Origin of the sequence: Tsuneonella mangrovi (assembly GCF_002269345.1) — a bacterium.
In the GTDB taxonomy this organism is placed as follows: Bacteria; Pseudomonadota; Alphaproteobacteria; order Sphingomonadales; family Sphingomonadaceae; genus Tsuneonella; species Tsuneonella mangrovi.
Window position 1 is genome coordinate 2345488 of sequence record NZ_CP022889.1, and the last position, 14386, is coordinate 2359873.

The 14386-nt window shown below is 65.4% G+C and carries 18 protein-coding genes; 14 read left to right on the forward strand and 4 right to left on the reverse strand.

Annotated features, from left to right (window positions below; genetic code table 11):
• Nucleotides 1–48: 48 nt before the first annotated feature.
• From CJO11_RS11375 to CJO11_RS11385, 3 genes are all read left to right on the forward strand, one after another.
• A complete protein-coding gene (locus tag CJO11_RS11375) occupies nucleotides 49–1011 on the forward strand; it encodes an alpha/beta fold hydrolase (protein WP_095012816.1) in 963 nt (320 codons plus the stop codon).
• The gene (locus tag CJO11_RS11380; RefSeq protein WP_095012817.1) at nucleotides 1008–2114 is read left to right on the forward strand and encodes an NAD(P)/FAD-dependent oxidoreductase; all 1107 of its coding nucleotides are present in this window, start codon (nucleotides 1008–1010) and stop codon (nucleotides 2112–2114) included. Before CJO11_RS11375 ends, CJO11_RS11380 begins: the two co-directional genes overlap by 4 nt.
• Before the next feature lie 62 nt (nucleotides 2115–2176).
• Nucleotides 2177–2353 carry a YegP family protein gene (locus tag CJO11_RS11385; protein ID WP_095012818.1) on the forward strand — a complete coding sequence of 59 codons (177 nt, stop codon included), beginning with the start codon at nucleotides 2177–2179 and terminating at the stop codon, nucleotides 2351–2353.
• A gap of 6 nt (nucleotides 2354–2359) precedes the next feature.
• On the opposite strand, the gene rnhA is transcribed toward CJO11_RS11385, so the two are convergent.
• From rnhA to ispH, 3 genes are read right to left on the reverse strand one after another with little or no spacing between them, the layout of a single operon-like run.
• A complete protein-coding gene (rnhA, locus tag CJO11_RS11390; RefSeq protein WP_095012819.1) occupies nucleotides 2360–2803 on the reverse strand; it encodes a ribonuclease HI in 444 nt (147 codons plus the stop codon).
• Between the two features lie 17 nt (nucleotides 2804–2820).
• Entirely contained in the window at nucleotides 2821–3804 is a 984-nt protein-coding gene (gene thrB / locus CJO11_RS11395) for a homoserine kinase (protein WP_095012820.1), read from the reverse strand.
• Nucleotides 3805–3822: 18 nt separating this feature from the next.
• Nucleotides 3823–4797, reverse strand: a complete 975-nt coding sequence (gene ispH / locus CJO11_RS11400) for a 4-hydroxy-3-methylbut-2-enyl diphosphate reductase (protein ID WP_095012821.1) — start codon at nucleotides 4795–4797, stop codon at nucleotides 3823–3825.
• A 74-nt stretch (nucleotides 4798–4871) separates the two neighbouring features.
• Here ispH and CJO11_RS11405 point away from each other — a divergent pair, with 74 nt between their 5' ends.
• The 10 genes from CJO11_RS11405 (at nucleotide 4872) to tatC (ending at nucleotide 12642) form a co-directional block, all read left to right on the forward strand.
• On the forward strand, nucleotides 4872–5525 hold the full coding sequence (locus CJO11_RS11405) for a hypothetical protein (protein ID WP_095012822.1): 654 nt from the start codon (nucleotides 4872–4874) through the stop codon (nucleotides 5523–5525).
• Nucleotides 5526–5599: 74 nt separating this feature from the next.
• Complete coding sequence (argS, locus tag CJO11_RS11410; RefSeq protein ID WP_095012823.1) at nucleotides 5600–7348, forward strand: arginine--tRNA ligase; 1749 nt, start codon at nucleotides 5600–5602, stop codon at nucleotides 7346–7348.
• A gap of 2 nt (nucleotides 7349–7350) precedes the next feature.
• The gene (locus tag CJO11_RS11415; RefSeq protein ID WP_240504480.1) at nucleotides 7351–8025 is read left to right on the forward strand and encodes an SPOR domain-containing protein; all 675 of its coding nucleotides are present in this window, start codon (nucleotides 7351–7353) and stop codon (nucleotides 8023–8025) included.
• Between the two features lie 47 nt (nucleotides 8026–8072).
• Nucleotides 8073–8624 (forward strand): hypothetical protein, encoded by a 552-nt coding sequence (locus CJO11_RS11420; RefSeq protein WP_095012825.1) that lies wholly within the window; start codon nucleotides 8073–8075, stop codon nucleotides 8622–8624.
• 88 nt (nucleotides 8625–8712) lie between these two features.
• Nucleotides 8713–9729, forward strand: coding sequence for a beta-N-acetylhexosaminidase (nagZ, locus tag CJO11_RS11425; protein ID WP_095012826.1), 1017 nt, complete (start codon nucleotides 8713–8715; stop codon nucleotides 9727–9729).
• Nucleotides 9726–10529, forward strand: a complete 804-nt coding sequence (locus CJO11_RS11430) for a segregation and condensation protein A (RefSeq protein ID WP_095012827.1) — start codon at nucleotides 9726–9728, stop codon at nucleotides 10527–10529. The genes nagZ and CJO11_RS11430 overlap by 4 nt, the downstream gene beginning before the upstream one ends.
• On the forward strand, nucleotides 10526–11152 hold the full coding sequence (gene scpB / locus CJO11_RS11435; protein ID WP_095012828.1) for an SMC-Scp complex subunit ScpB: 627 nt from the start codon (nucleotides 10526–10528) through the stop codon (nucleotides 11150–11152). The genes CJO11_RS11430 and scpB overlap by 4 nt, the downstream gene beginning before the upstream one ends.
• A gap of 64 nt (nucleotides 11153–11216) precedes the next feature.
• Entirely contained in the window at nucleotides 11217–11441 is a 225-nt protein-coding gene (tatA, locus tag CJO11_RS11440; protein ID WP_095012829.1) for a twin-arginine translocase TatA/TatE family subunit, read from the forward strand.
• A 29-nt stretch (nucleotides 11442–11470) separates the two neighbouring features.
• Nucleotides 11471–11830, forward strand: coding sequence for a Sec-independent protein translocase protein TatB (gene tatB, locus CJO11_RS11445; protein WP_095012830.1), 360 nt, complete (start codon nucleotides 11471–11473; stop codon nucleotides 11828–11830).
• A 5-nt stretch (nucleotides 11831–11835) separates the two neighbouring features.
• Nucleotides 11836–12642, forward strand: coding sequence for a twin-arginine translocase subunit TatC (gene tatC, locus CJO11_RS11450; protein WP_095012831.1), 807 nt, complete (start codon nucleotides 11836–11838; stop codon nucleotides 12640–12642).
• A 38-nt stretch (nucleotides 12643–12680) separates the two neighbouring features.
• Here the strand turns inward: tatC and CJO11_RS11455 are convergent, their stop codons facing one another.
• Nucleotides 12681–13121: a hypothetical protein gene (locus CJO11_RS11455; RefSeq protein ID WP_205651070.1), complete on the reverse strand. Its 441-nt coding sequence runs from the start codon at nucleotides 13119–13121 to the stop codon at nucleotides 12681–12683.
• A 142-nt stretch (nucleotides 13122–13263) separates the two neighbouring features.
• Between CJO11_RS11455 and CJO11_RS11460 the strand changes: the two genes are divergently transcribed.
• On the forward strand, nucleotides 13264–14268 hold the full coding sequence (locus CJO11_RS11460; RefSeq protein ID WP_095012832.1) for a histone deacetylase family protein: 1005 nt from the start codon (nucleotides 13264–13266) through the stop codon (nucleotides 14266–14268).
• Nucleotides 14269–14386: the final 118 nt, after the last annotated feature.

A 14386-nucleotide genomic window follows, 5' to 3' on the forward strand; every position in this document is an offset into this window, starting at 1 on the left:
GAGTGCTTACCAAAAAGTAACCAAGTCCGGAGTGACGAGATTAGCCAGATCGATCAAGCCGAGGGAAACCCTGCCGCCCGCCGGGCGATCCCGGCTGGTGCGGTCGAGGGCAAGTGGCACACTGCCGACGGCCATCCGGTTCGTCGGATCGACTGGGCGTTAGGCGACGGCGGCACGCCAAAGGGTTCAATCCTGTTCATGCCCGGGCGGGGTGATTTCTACGAGAAGTATCTCGAAACGCTCGATCATTGGTATCGCCGAGGCTGGCACGTGACGGCCAGCGACTGGCGCGGGCAGGCAGGCTCCGGCCGCCTAGGGGCGGATGGCGTTACTGGCCACATCGACGACTTCGAGACATGGATCGACGATCTCGCGGGCTTCTGGGCCAGGTGGGTTGCCGAGACTCCCGGGCCGCATATCCTTGCCGGCCATTCGATGGGTGGACACCTGGTGCTGCGCTCAGTGGCGGAAAAGCGGGTCGAGCCGGACGGCCTCGTGCTGTCTGCACCGATGCTCGGCTTTCTCGGCCCGCTTCCGCTGGGCGTGATGCATGCCGCCGCGCGGCTGATGAAGTCGCTGGGCGATCCGCGCCGGCCAGCGTGGAAGTGGAGCGAAAAGCCGGGCGAAGTGCCTGAGGGGCGCGAAGCGCTGCTGACGCACGACGATGGTCGCTATGCCGACGAGTTGTGGTGGCGCGAACATCGCCCCGAACTGGTGATGGGGCCGGGCAGCTGGGGTTGGGTCGAACGTGCCTATGCCTCGACAAAGGCGCTTTTTGCGCCCGGGCTGCTTGAAGGCGTGCACATACCGGTCCTGATCGTGGCGACCCGGGCCGACAAGCTGGTGGCATTCGATGCGATCGAGCGCGCAGCCGCCCGCTTGCCCGATTGCAAGCTGGTTGCGTTCGGGAACGAAGCCCACCACGAGATCCTGCGCGAGGTCGATCCGGTGCGCGATCGCGCGATCGAGGCGATCGACACCTTCATCGACGGGATCGTCAAGGCCAGGTGAACGAGACATTCGACATTGCGGTTGTCGGCGCGGGAATCGCCGGGGCCAGCATTGCAGCCGAATTGGCGGCACTTGGTGCGGGCCGCATAGCGCTTCTCGAGGCAGAGGATCGGCCGGGTTACCACACCTCGGGCCGTTCCGCCGCGTTCTGGGAGGAATGCTACGGCGGACCGGACATCGTCCCGCTGACCTTGCCTTCCGGGCGCTGGCTGCGCGAACACGGCTTTCTCTCGCCGCGCGGCGCGCTCTACATCGGCCGCGAAGAAGACGGGCCCGCGATGGACGATTTCGTTCGCCGGTTCGCCGACAGCGGCGTGAACATCGAGCGGCTCGAACGCGATCGGCTTGCAGCGATGCTGCCGGGGCTGCGCGAGAAGTGGACCCGCGCCTTGTGGGAACCGGGCTGTGCGGACATCGACGTCGCGGGGCTCCACCAGCATTACCTTGCTTCGGCTGCTCGCGGGGGTGTGCGGTTGCTCACCCGCGCACGTGTCTCACGCGCGGAATGGGAAGGCGGACGCTGGCGGATTGAAACCGAACAGGGCGAAAGTTTAGGTGCGGGAATAGTGGTCGACGCCGCCGGGGCGTGGGCCGATACGCTCGCGGAGACATTTGGAGCGCATCCGATCGGGATCCGGCCGCTGCGGCGCACCGTCGCGCAAGTGCGAACCGAACCCGCGGCGCTTGCCGACTTGCCGCTGGTGCTCGACATTTCCGGCGGGTTCTATTTCAAGCCCGAAAGTGGGCGACTGTGGCTCAGCCCGCACGACGAGGTGCCTTCACCGCCGTGCGATGCGGCGCCTGAAGAACTGGCAGTGGCCGAAGCGATCGACCGGTTCTCCCGGGTGGTCGACTGGCGGGTCGAGGCGGTCGAACGCAAGTGGGCGGGGCTGCGTTCGTTCGCGCCCGACCGGGCACCGGTGTTCGGGTTCGACCCGATGGTGCCGGGGTTCTTCTGGTTTGCCGGGCAGGGCGGCTTCGGGTTCCAGACGGCTCCGGCCGCTGCCCGGCTCGGTGCGCAGCTGCTGCTCGGCATCTACCGCGACGATCTAACGCAAGGCATTGACAGCACTATTTACGATCCGGCGCGGTTCACCCCCTAGACAGGCACGAGACAGCAGTTAGGGTATCGATCGCAATCAACATCGAAAAAGGAGACGGCTCGATGGCGCACCATTTCCAGATCTACAAGGACAAGGCCGGCGAATTCCGCGTCCGCTTCAAGTACAATGACGAGATCATGTTCTCTACCGAAGGGTATTCGTCGAAGGCCAGCGCCAAGAACGCCATCGAGTCGATCAAGAAGAACGGCCCGGGCGCCGACGTCGTCGACGACAGCTAGTCCGCTTTAGGCCTCGCTGGCGGCGGCTTCGGCCGCCGCCACGGCCAACTGGTCGGCCCTCTCGTTCTCGGGATGGCCGTTATGCCCTTTCACCCAAACCCATTCGATCCGGTGCGTTTGCGCTGCGGCGATCAGCTCGTGCCACAGGTCCTTGTTGCGGACCGGTTGCTTGCTGGAATTGATCCAGCCACGCTTCTTCCATCCGTGAACCCACTTGGTGATCCCGTCGATCACGTATTTGCTGTCGGAATGCAGCGCGACGTCGCACGGCTCGATCAGCGCCTCGAGCGCGCGAATCGCCGCAGTCATCTCCATCCGGTTGTTGGTGGTTTCCGAATGACCGCCCGACAGTTCCTTCTCGTGGCGACCCATACGCAGGATTGCGCCCCAGCCGCCCGGCCCGGGATTGCCCTTGCACGCGCCATCGGTGAAGATTTCGACTTGCTTCATACGCCGTTGAATCTGGTTCAGGTGGCCGTCGATTTAAAGGGGCTATCGCCCGCGTCGGCGTAGAATTCGAGCCGCCGGACGAATTCCATCGGGTCCTTGCGATTGACGAGCGCGTCAACCGGGGTGCCGATCCAGTCTTCGGCGCGGCTGGCAATGAACCGCAGGCATGCCCCTTCGGCGAGGACCGGCAGGCTGGCCCGCTCCTGCGGCTCGAGCGGACGCACAGATTCGTATCCCGCGAGAAGCGCTTGCCCGACTGCCGGATCAAAATCTCCCGTGTCTTGGCCGAAGCTCCACGCCGCATGGGTCACGGCGAGGTCGTAGGCCATCGCATCGGAGCAGGCGAAGTAGAAGTCGATCATCGCGCTGACCCGGCTGCCGCGCATCAGCACATTGTCGGGGAACAAGTCAGTATGACAGATCGCCGTCGGCAGGTCTTTCGGCCAGCGCGCGCTGATCCGTTCGGCTTCACCAATCATTGCCGGCAGCCCCGAATCGATCCCGGCGAGCGCTTCCGGGCCGCAAGCGGAGAGCGTATCGAGGCTGGCATCGATGCCGAGATCGTTCGCGCGCACCTGCGGGAAGTCGAGCGTCGCCTGGTGCATCCCGGCGAGCGCTGCGCCGACCGAGCGGGCTTGCTTGGGAGTGGGACGGTCAACCGAAACGCCGGGAAGGAATTCGATCAGCGCCACCGCCTTGCCGTCGAGGGTGCGCCATGCCGCTCCGCTGCGGTCGTGGATCGTGCGCGGCACCGGGCAGCCGCGCGCAGAAAGGTGGTCGAGCAGGCCGAGGAAGAAGGGCAGTTCAGCGGTGTCGATCCGCCGTTCGTACATCGTCAGGATGAATCGTGCGCCGGTGCCATCGATACCGGTCGTCTCGACCAGCCAGTTGGAGTTGGAGACCCCTTCGGCGATACCCTTGGCCGATACCAGTTCGCCCACATCGTAAGTGGAGATCAGCTCGGCAAGATCCTCCGCTCCGAGATGGGTATAGACTGCCACGCGCTCCTCCGGTCGCCTTCAGTCGACGAGCTGGCGCGGCAGCTTGAACACCATCTTCTCCTCCGCGGAGACGAGCGTGTGTTCTTCCACCACGCGCAGCTCGCTGAGCCGGTCGACCACTTCGCGCACCAGTTTCTCGGGGGCAGAGGCGCCGGCGGTAACACCCACTGTGCCAACCCCGTCGAGCCATGCCGGATCGATATCGCTTGCGCGCTGGATGAGTCTCGCATCGGTCCCGCAGCGCTCGGCGACTTCGACGAGGCGCAGCGAGTTTGACGAATTAGGCGCCCCGATCACCAGCACCAGGTCGCTACCTGGTGCCACTTGCTTGACCGCCGCCTGCCGGTTGGACGTGGCGTAACAGATGTCTTCCGCCTTGGGCCCGACGATCTGAGGATATTTCGCCCTGAGCGCGGCGACAACCTCTGCGGTATCGTCGACCGAGAGAGTCGTCTGGGTCAGGAACGCCAGATCGGTGCTCTCCGCAAATTCCAGCCCGCTCACATCGTCCACCGTCTCGACCAGCGTGATTGCGCCAGCGGGGACCTGGCCCATCGTGCCAATCACTTCGGGGTGGCCAACGTGGCCGATGAACACGATATGCCGCCCGGCCTCGATCTGGCGTTCGGCTTGACGGTGGACCTTGCTGACCAGCGGGCAGGTCGCGTCGAGCCATTCGAGCCCGCGCCGGGTGGCTTCGGCCGGGACCGACTTGGGCACGCCGTGCGCGCTGAACACCACCGGCGCGTCCTCAGGCACTTCGTCGAGCTCTTCGACGAAAATCGCTCCCTTGGCCTTCAGGCTCTCTACCACGAAGCGATTGTGGACGATTTCGTGGCGGACATAGACCGGAGCGCCATATCGCTGGAGTGCGCGCTCGACGATCTCGATCGCCCGGTCGACCCCGGCGCAGAACCCGCGCGGGGCAGCGATCAGCACGGTCAGCGGCAGGCGGTCCGCTGGGGAATTCGGGGTGGGCAATGGCGCATTCATCCGCTGGCCCCTAGCGCTTCGCTGCGCGCGCCGCTAGGGCGTCTGCCGACAGTTTGAATGGGAACCTACCGCACATGATCGCTCGCTATCGCCTTGCCGCAATCCTGATGATGGGCGCAGCGCTCGCCGGCTGCAAGCACAGCGGCGATGTCGTGATGTCCGATGGCGTGGGCATTACTGCAGTGCGCACGCCGTGCCCGGCGGTTGGCGTGCCCGACTACACCGGCGACATCACCACTTTCCGCACGCCCGGAGATAAGTCGGCCGCTAACGTCGATGTGACTGCGACGATCACCGATGTCCGCTCGACCTGCGACGAAACTGCGGCGGACAAGATATACACCAACGTGACGTTCAACGTTTACGCCACCCGCACGAACACGCAGGGCGCACGGCAAGTGACCTTGCCTTACTATTCCACCGTGGTGCGCGGTGGCAGCTCGGTCGTCACCAAGCGGGTTGGCCAGGTCACGCTCAACTTTGCGAACGGGCAGGCACGAACAAGCGCCAGCGCGCAGGCCGGGGCCTTCGTCGATCGCGCGGCAGCCACCCTGCCCGAGGATATCCGCAAGCAGATCACCAAGCCGCGCAAGGCGGGCGATGCCGACGCTGCGGTCGATCCGCTGTCCGACCCGTCGGTCAAGGCCGCGGTCGAGCGCGCGACGTTCGAGCTGCTGGTCGGCTTCCAGCTTACCCAGGACCAGCTGGCCTACAACGTCACACGCTGATTCGCTCGGCCCGGGAGGCGGCTTGAATCGCCTCGAAACTTGCTCTTTCGGCCAGTTCGGCTAGGCGCGCGGCCATGTCCGAGACTGCAACGCTTCATTCCGCCTTTGCCGGGCGCATTGCCGATGTCCTGTCCGCACTGGAAGCGGACGGCGATCTGCCCGTCGGGGTATCCACCACCAACGTGACGGTCGAGCCGCCGCGCGATCCTTCGCACGGCGATCTGGCGACCAATGCCGCGATGGTGCTTGCCAAGCAGGCGAAGACCAACCCGCGCGCGCTGGCCGAGAAGATCGTCGAGCGCCTGTCGCAAGACCCGGCCGTGACTGGCGCCGAGATCGCCGGACCGGGGTTCATCAACCTGCGGCTCGCCGAATCGGTGTGGCTCGACGAGTTGGCGGCGATCGCCGCGCTGGGCGCGGACTACGGTCGTTCGACGATGGGGGCGGGGACGCGGGTCAACGTCGAATACGTCTCGGCCAACCCGACCGGGCCGATGCACATGGGCCATTGCCGCGGCGCTGTGGTCGGCGATGCGCTGGCGACGCTGCTCGAATTTGCCGGGCACGACGTCACGCGCGAATACTACGTCAACGATGCCGGCGGGCAGGTCGATACGCTCGCCCGCTCGGTCCACTTGCGCTACCGCGAAGCGCTCGGCGAGGACATCGGTGCAATCCCCGAGGGGTTCTATCCTGGCGACTACCTCAAGCCGATCGGTGCAGCATTGGCGCAGGAGTATGGCGACAGGTTCGCAGCCGCGCCCGAAGCCGAATGGCTCGTGCTGTTCCGCGAAAGGTCGGTGGCGGCAATGATGGACATGATCCGCGCCGACCTCGCGCTGCTCGGCATCCATCACGATGTGTTTTCGTCCGAAGCGGTGCTCCAGTCAGAGGGCAAGCCCGCGACGGCCGAGAAGTGGCTGCGCGCGCACGACCTCGTCTACGACGGCGTGCTCGAAGCGCCCAAGGGCAAGGCCCCGCCGGAAGACTGGGAGCCGGTCGAGCTGCCGCTGTTCCGCAGCACGAAATTCGGTGATGACCAGGATCGGCCGATCCGTAAGTCCGACGGCAAGTGGACCTATTTCGGGGCCGACCTCGCGTATCATATGCAGAAGGCGGGACACGCCGACGCTTTGATCGACATCTGGGGCGCGGATCACGCCGGGACCGTCAAGCGGATCAAGGCGGCGGTCGCGGCTCTCTCAGAAGGGGAAGGCAAGCCGATCCCGTTCGACGTCAAGCTGGTCCAGATGGTCCAGCTGATGCGCGGCGGAGAGCCGGCCAAGATGTCCAAGCGTTCGGGCAACTTCGTGACCATTGCCGACATGGTCGATGAAGTGGGCAAGGACGTGGTGCGCTTCACCATGCTGACCCGCAAGCCCGAAGCGCAGATGGAGTTCGACTTCGCCAAGGTGGTCGAAGCGAGCAAGGACAACCCGGTGTTCTACGTCCAGTATGCCCACGCGCGGATCAGCTCGACGCTGCGCAAGGCGAAGGCCGGAGGGCTCGAACCCGATCCGGCGGCGCTCGACCGGCTGGGGGCGGAAGAGCTCGACCTCGTGCGGCTCGCAGCGCAGTTCCCGCGCATGGTCGAAGGTGCGGCGGCGGCGCGCGAACCGCACCGGATCGCATTCTATCTTTATGATCTTGCGGCAGCTCTCCATGCCTTCTGGAACCTCGGGAACGACCGCCCCGAAAAGCGCTTCATCGTGACACAGGACGCTGCGCTTTCGCAGGCGAGGCTTTTCCTCGCTGCCCAGATCGGGCAGGTAGTGCGCAATGGCCTCGCGCTGCTTGGTGTCGAGGCAGTGGAGGAGATGTAATCATGGCGGGGGCCGGCAACGACGAAGATCCCATCGATCTCGATGGTGACGAGCACGAGGAACTGGCGCTCGCCGATGACGAAGAGCGTCTGCCGTGGCTCGAGTCCGACGAGGATTATGCCGAGGAAGGCGCGGTCGATACCGGGCGGATCGTCGGCTTTGCATTGCTCGCGCTGCTCGCGCTGGCGGTGATCGTCGGGCTGATCTGGTGGATCGGCCAGCGTGGCCATGACAAGAACCTCGTGGCTGACGGCAGCACGATTGCCGCGCCCAAGGGCGACTACAAGGCAAAGCCGGAGAACCCTGGCGGGCGCAAGTTCGAAGGAACCGGCAACGTCGCTCCGGCAGTGGGCGAAGGGCAGACCAAGGAAGGCCGCCTTGCGACCGATTCGGCGCCCAAACCGAGCATCGATACCGGTGATGCGAGCGGCAGCTCTACGGGCGGCGTGGCGGTGCAAGTCGGCGCCTACTCGAGCCAATCTGCCGCCGAGTCGGGCTGGAACAAGCTGGCTAGCCAGACCGACAAGCTCAGCGGTGTGCGCCATCGGATCGTGCAGGGGCAGGCCGATATCGGTACTGTCTATCGCCTGCAGGCGATGGCGAGCGACCTGGGCGCGGCCAACGCACTGTGTGCGGCGCTAAAGGGCGACGGGATCGCTTGCCAGGTGAAACCCTGAATCTTCGCTCGCTGGTTGCGGGAGCGTTACTTCTCGGGTCGGCTTGCGTGCCAGCTCCGGCGACAAACCCGGCCAAACCCGCACAGTTCAGCTATATCGCTATCGGTAGCAACGCGATCGAGACCACCAATGCGTTACCGATGCGGATAACGGTCTCAGGCGACTTCCGCGTGGCCGGTCCGACCAGCCGCCATGCGGTGTTCAATGGCCACCCATTCGCAGTGTCGCTGGCGGCGTTTCTCGGGCAGCGCGAAGCGGTGATTGTGCACGCCGAGCAGGTCGAGGATGGCAGCGGCGCGTCGGACTATTCGGACTTGCCCATAGACGATTGGCCAACAGCCGGATTTCACCGGCGCGAGCAGTGCTTCGAGCTTTCGGCCGAGGATGTTGCCGGGGACCACGATCCCGCCTGGCTGCGCGACAACGGCTGGGATCCGAAAGGGGGCGTCGCGCTCGACCAGTATTTCGCGAACACCCCCGATCATAACCAGGAAGTGGTGATCTCGCTGGCGGTGCGCGGAGTCGATTGTGCAGACAAACCGACAGTTGCTGCGGCGCTCGCTGCGCTGAGGGCCAAGGTTTCGGTCCAGCGGCACTAGCAAGGTGCAAGTTACCCCCTTCGCACTGTCCACACCACCGACCGCGCACACGCTTGCCTGAATCGCGGCTACCTGCGACTTTCCTCCTATGACGCCAGCCATTTTCGGCATTTCGGGTCCGGCGCTGACCGCCGAGGAGCGCGCCTTCTTCAAGGAGGCCGATCCGGCTGGCTATATCCTGTTTGGGCGCAATATCGAAAATCGCGCTCAGGTCCGCGCACTGACCGACGACTTGCGCAGCATCCACGGGCGCGAGCGCCTGCTGGTGTCGATCGACCAGGAAGGCGGCCGGGTCGCGCGAATGCGCCCGCCGGAATGGTCACCATTTCCCGCCGGCGCCGCGTTCGATGCGCTCTACGAGATTGCTCCATCCTCCGCGATTGCTGCCGTTCGTGCCAATGCGCAGGCGATGGGGATCGAGCTGGCCGAAGCCGGAGTGACGGTCGATTTTCATCCTCCGCTGGACGTGCGGCAACCCGGCGCGCACGACGTGATCGGCGACCGCGCGCTGGGCAGCGAGCCGCTGCGGGTGGCGGCGCTGGGGCGTGCGATCCTCGAAGGATTGGCCGCTGCGGGCGTTACCGGGTGCATCAAACATATGCCGGGTCACGGGCGCAGCCAGTGCGATACGCACAAGGAGATGCCGACGATCACCGCGAGCGAGGAGGAACTCGAGGTCGATCTCGCGCCGTTCCGCGCGCTCAATTCGGCACTCGTGGGGATGACCGGGCACTTGCTGTTCACGGCATGGGACAGCGAAAACCCGGCGACGCTCTCGCCGACGATCATCGGCGACATCATTCGCGGGAAGATCGGGTTCGACGGGCTGTTGCTGACCGACGATATCGACATGGAAGCGCTCGACGGCACGATTCCCGAACGCTCCGAACGCGCGATCGCGGCGGGCTGCGACCTCGTGCTCAACTGCTGGGCCAAGATCGACGACATGGTCGGCATTGCCGACCGCTTGCCAGCGATGGGCGCGAAAACCGCTGACCGGCTCGATCGCGCGCTGGCTGGCACAGGCGCAACCGAAGCGGTGGACAAGGCCGCACTGCTCGCGACCCGCGACCAGTTGCTGGCGCTCGCGGGAGAGGCCGCATGAACGAGCTTGCGCTCCCGCTCGATGCGCCCGCCGCTGGCGATGCCGACTGGATCGCACCCGGAACCGCCCAAGGCGGCGATACCGCGCTCTATCTCGAGCTCGACGGCTGGGCGGGGCCGCTCGACCTGCTGCTCGACCTCGCGAGGCGGCAGAAGGTCGACCTCAGGCAGATTTCGATCCTCGCGCTGGTCGACCAATACCTCGGTTATATCGAGCGTGCCGAAGCGCTTCGGCTTGAATTGGCGGCTGACTACCTGGTGATGGCGGCGTGGCTGGCCTACCTCAAGTCGGCGCTGCTGCTGCCGAGGGACGAGCAGGAAGACCCGAGCCCCGAGGATCTCGCGCTGCGGCTGCAACTGCGGCTCCAGCGGCTCGGTGCGATGCGCGAAGCGGCGGCGCGGTTGATGGCGCGCGACCGGCTGGGCCGCGACGTGTTCCTGCGCGGCGCGCCCGAAGGCCTGAGGACCGACCGCAAGAGCGTGTGGCAATGCGACTGGTATTCGCTGGTGCGCGCCTACGGCCAGGTCAACGCGCGCAACGTGCCGGTGGTCCACATGGTCCGCGAACGCCCCGTGATGACGCTCGATTCGGCGCTCGAACGGGTCTCGGCGATGCTCGGCGTCACGCTCGACTGGATGGAGATCAGCGAATTCCTGCCTGCTCATGCCGATCCGCGGCTGCGCAAGTCGGCGCTGGCGAGCAGCTTCGTCGCTGCGCTCGAACTGGCCCGGCTGGGGCGTGCCGAACTGGCGCAGGAAGACACCTTCGGGCCACTGCGCCTGCGGAGGGCCAAGGCATGACCCGCCCCGACGATCTCGAGCGCGCAGTCGAAGCGACGCTGTTTGCGGCGGAAGAGCCGATGACGCCCGAAGCGCTGGCGGGTCACCTCGGCGACGCCGCCGCTGCCGACGTGCGGCAGGCGCTGCGCTCGCTTGCGATGCACTACGAAGGGCGCGGCGTGCAGCTGGTCGAGCGCGACCGGCGATGGCATTTCCAGACTGCGCCCGATCTCGCCCATATCCTGCGGCGCGAGCGCGAGCAGGTCCGCCGCCTGAGCCGCGCGGCGACCGAAGTGCTGGCGATCATCGCCTATCACGAGCCGGTCAGCCGTGCGGAGATCGAATCGATCCGTGGAGTGCAGACCTCGTCGGGCACGCTCGACGTGCTGATGGAAGCGGGTTGGGTGCGCGTGGCCGGGCGGCGCGAAGTGCCCGGACGCCCGGTGATCTACGCCACGACGCAGGAATTCCTCGCCCACTTCGGGCTCGAATCGCGCCGCGACCTGCCGGGCATCGACGAATTGAAGGCGGCGGGGCTGCTCGATCCGGTCGACGATGCCTTCGAGGCGCTCACATCCGGTTCAGGCGACGAGGGTGAGGACGCGGGGAGCGAACCGGACGAGGCAGAGGAAGACGCGGTCTGACTGGCCAGCGCCCGGCAAAGCGCCTATATTGGAATTTCAGGTCCCCAAACGGAAGAATTGACCCATGCAAGTCGGTGTCTGGCAACTCCTCATTATCGCCCTCGTGATCCTCGTGCTGTTCGGCAAGGGCCGCATTTCCGAAATGATGGGAGATTTCGGCAGGGGCATCAACAGCTTCAAGCAAGGCATGAACGAAGGCGAAAAGGGCGAAACCCACAAGCTCCAGCCGCCGCAGGCCGATCCCGCGCCCACCGCCGAGCCAAAGCCGGCCGACAAGACCGAATCCTGATCGCCGCCTGAAGGGGCGATCCGCCCGCCATGTTCGATATCGGCTGGTCCGAAATACTGCTGATCGTGATCGTGGCGGTCGTCGTCATCGGTCCGAAAGAGCTGCCGACCGCGCTGCGCACTGCAGGGCGCTGGATCGGGCAGGTTCGGCGCGTCTCCAACCATTTTCGCGCAGGGGTCGAAGCGATGATCCGCGAGGCGGAGATGGAGGAGATGGAGAAGAAATGGGCCGAGCAGAACGCCCGGATCATGGCCGAGCATCCTGAGGCCGACCTCAGCGAGTACGAGATGACTCCGTTGCCCGCGCCCGAAGCGAGCGATGAGGGAGAACCGACCGACCTGCTCCCTGCAAAGAAGCCGGGCGACGAGCCCGAGCTGCCGCTGGGATAATCGCGATGCCCTTCAAGATCAGCGATATCGACGAAACGCAGTCTCCACTGCTCGACCACCTGGTGGAACTACGCACGCGGCTGCTGCGCTCGATCGCCGCACTGGTGGTGGCGTTCTGCATCTGCTTCTATTTCGCCAGCGACATTTTCGGCTTTCTCGTCCGTCCGCTGACCGAAGCGTTCCCCGCCGGGCAAGGGCGTCTGGTCTATACTAAGCTCTACGAAGCCTTTTTCACCGAAGTGAAAGTGGCGCTGTTCGCCGCGTTCTTCCTTGCGTTCCCGATCATCGCCAACCAGCTGTGGGCGTTCATCGCGCCGGGGCTCTATGCGCGCGAGAAGAAGGCGTTCCTGCCGTTCCTGATCGCTACCCCGGTCCTGTTCCTGATGGGTGCGAGCCTGGCCTATTTCATTGTGATGCCAATGGCCTTCCGATGGTTCCTCGGGTTCCAGGGCATGAGCGGCGGACTCAAGCAGGAAGCGCTCCCGGCGATGGGCGACTACCTCAGCCTGGTGATGCAGTTCATCCTCGCGTTCGGGGCAAGTTTCTTGTTGCCGGTCCTTCTGCTGTTGCTCAATCGCGCCGGGATCGTCTCGCGCCAGCAGCTGTCGAAGGCGCGGCGCTACGTGATCGTCGGTATCGCCATCGTCGCCGCGGTGATCACCCCGCCCGATGTCGTCAGCCAGCTGATGCTCGGCATCCCGTTGCTCGGGTTGTTCGAGATTTCTTTGCTGCTGATGTGGCGCAACGAGAAGAAGGCAGCGAAGGCGGAAGAAGCCGGAGCCGGACTCCCCGCGACCGCCGATGACGCCTGAGCGCGCGACCTAGCCGCGCGAACTCCCTTTGCTCTCATTTACGCCGGGCAGCGCGAATAGCTGAACGGCCCGCCGCCCGCTTCGGGTGCGCCGGTCTCGCTGCGCGACAGCGTCCTGCCCCCGTCCTCGAGCTCGAGCATCTCTTCTTGCGTCCAGCTTGTCCCTTCGCCGGTGAAGGCGAACTGGGCATCGAGCGACGTGTCGCCCAGCTGCTCGACAGTCTTGAGCGTGCCCACCGATTCGTAAAACGTCAGCGTCGTGGGGCCTACAATCAGCAGCCCCTTGGCGTCGCTCCGGCCCTTCTCGCAATCCGCCGGGACCATACCCCACTTGCCTTGCATAGCTTTCGGGATTGTCGGCGTGGGGGTGGCGCTGGCCGTGGCCGCGCCGGTGGCCTCGTCGGTCGGTGCCCGGTGACATGCCATGAGCGCAAAGACCAGTCCAACGACAAGCAATGAATTGCGCATGAAAACTCCCATCACCCTCCGTTTCGCGTCGACAACGCTCGGTGCGGCAATAATATCCCGGGCGCAATGCCCGGTCCGCCTGTTGCATGAGACCATCGCATGCGAAGATGGAGCCGGCGGAAATCCGGCAAGCGTAGAGGACACTGGAGTACGGATGAGAACCTTCAGCGACGATCGCCAGCTGCTTCATGCGCCAGAGCGCGAGTTGCACAACGGCGAATGGGTGCCTTATGCGGAATGCCCGAGCCGGATGGCCTCGATTGCTGCTCGTTGCGCAGCCGAGCCGGCGGCCGATTTCGGGCTCGAACCGATCCTCGCGGTGCACGATGCCGCTTACGTCGAGTTCCTGCGCAGTGCGCACGACGAATGGCTGGCGGCAGGGCGCGCGGGCGATGCGATCGGCTATGCCTTTCCGGTGGTGCGGCGGCGCGCGCTCGACTTGCAAAGGATCGACGCGAAGATCGGGCAGTTTTCGTTCGATGCCTCGACCCCGATCGCGCAGCACACTTGGCAAAGCGCGTACTGGTCCGCCCAAAGCGCATTGAGCGCGCTCGATGCGGTTGCCGGCGGTGAGCCCCGCGCCTTCGCGCTGTGCCGCCCACCCGGACACCACGCCGGGGCGGACTACATGGGTGGATACTGCTATCTCAATAACGCCGCGATCGTCGCTCGCCGCGCTTCCGCAATGGGGCTTGGTCCGGTTGCGATCCTCGACGTCGACTACCATCACGGCAACGGCACGCAGGATATCTTCTATGCCGACGGCGACGTGTTCTTCGCTTCGATCCACGCCGACCCGGTGACCGACTATCCGTTCTTCTGGGGCCATGCCGATGAGACCGGCGAGGGCGAGGGCGCGGGTTCGACGCTCAACCTGCCGCTGCCGCGCGGGACGGGTTGGGCCGGATACGAACCGGCGCTGGGCCGCGCGCTCGAGGCGATCGCGCACTGGGGCGCGAAATTCCTCGTCGTATCGTTCGGCGCGGACACCTTCGCCGACGACCCGATCTCGCACTTCCGGCTCGTCACCGCAGACTATCGCCGCATCGCCGAGCGGATCGCGGGACTGGGCCTGCCCACAGTGATCGCGATGGAAGGCGGCTATGCGGTCGATGCACTGGCGGCGAACGTCGAGGAATTTCTCGGCGGCTTTGGCTGACGGGCCCGCGTGTTTCGGTTGACCAAGGCAGGATGGCTGTGGCAAGCGCCGCTCGCTTCCTGACGGGCGGTGCGGCCGGGACTCGGTGCCTTGCCGATTAACCGTTCCAGGTCAGGCA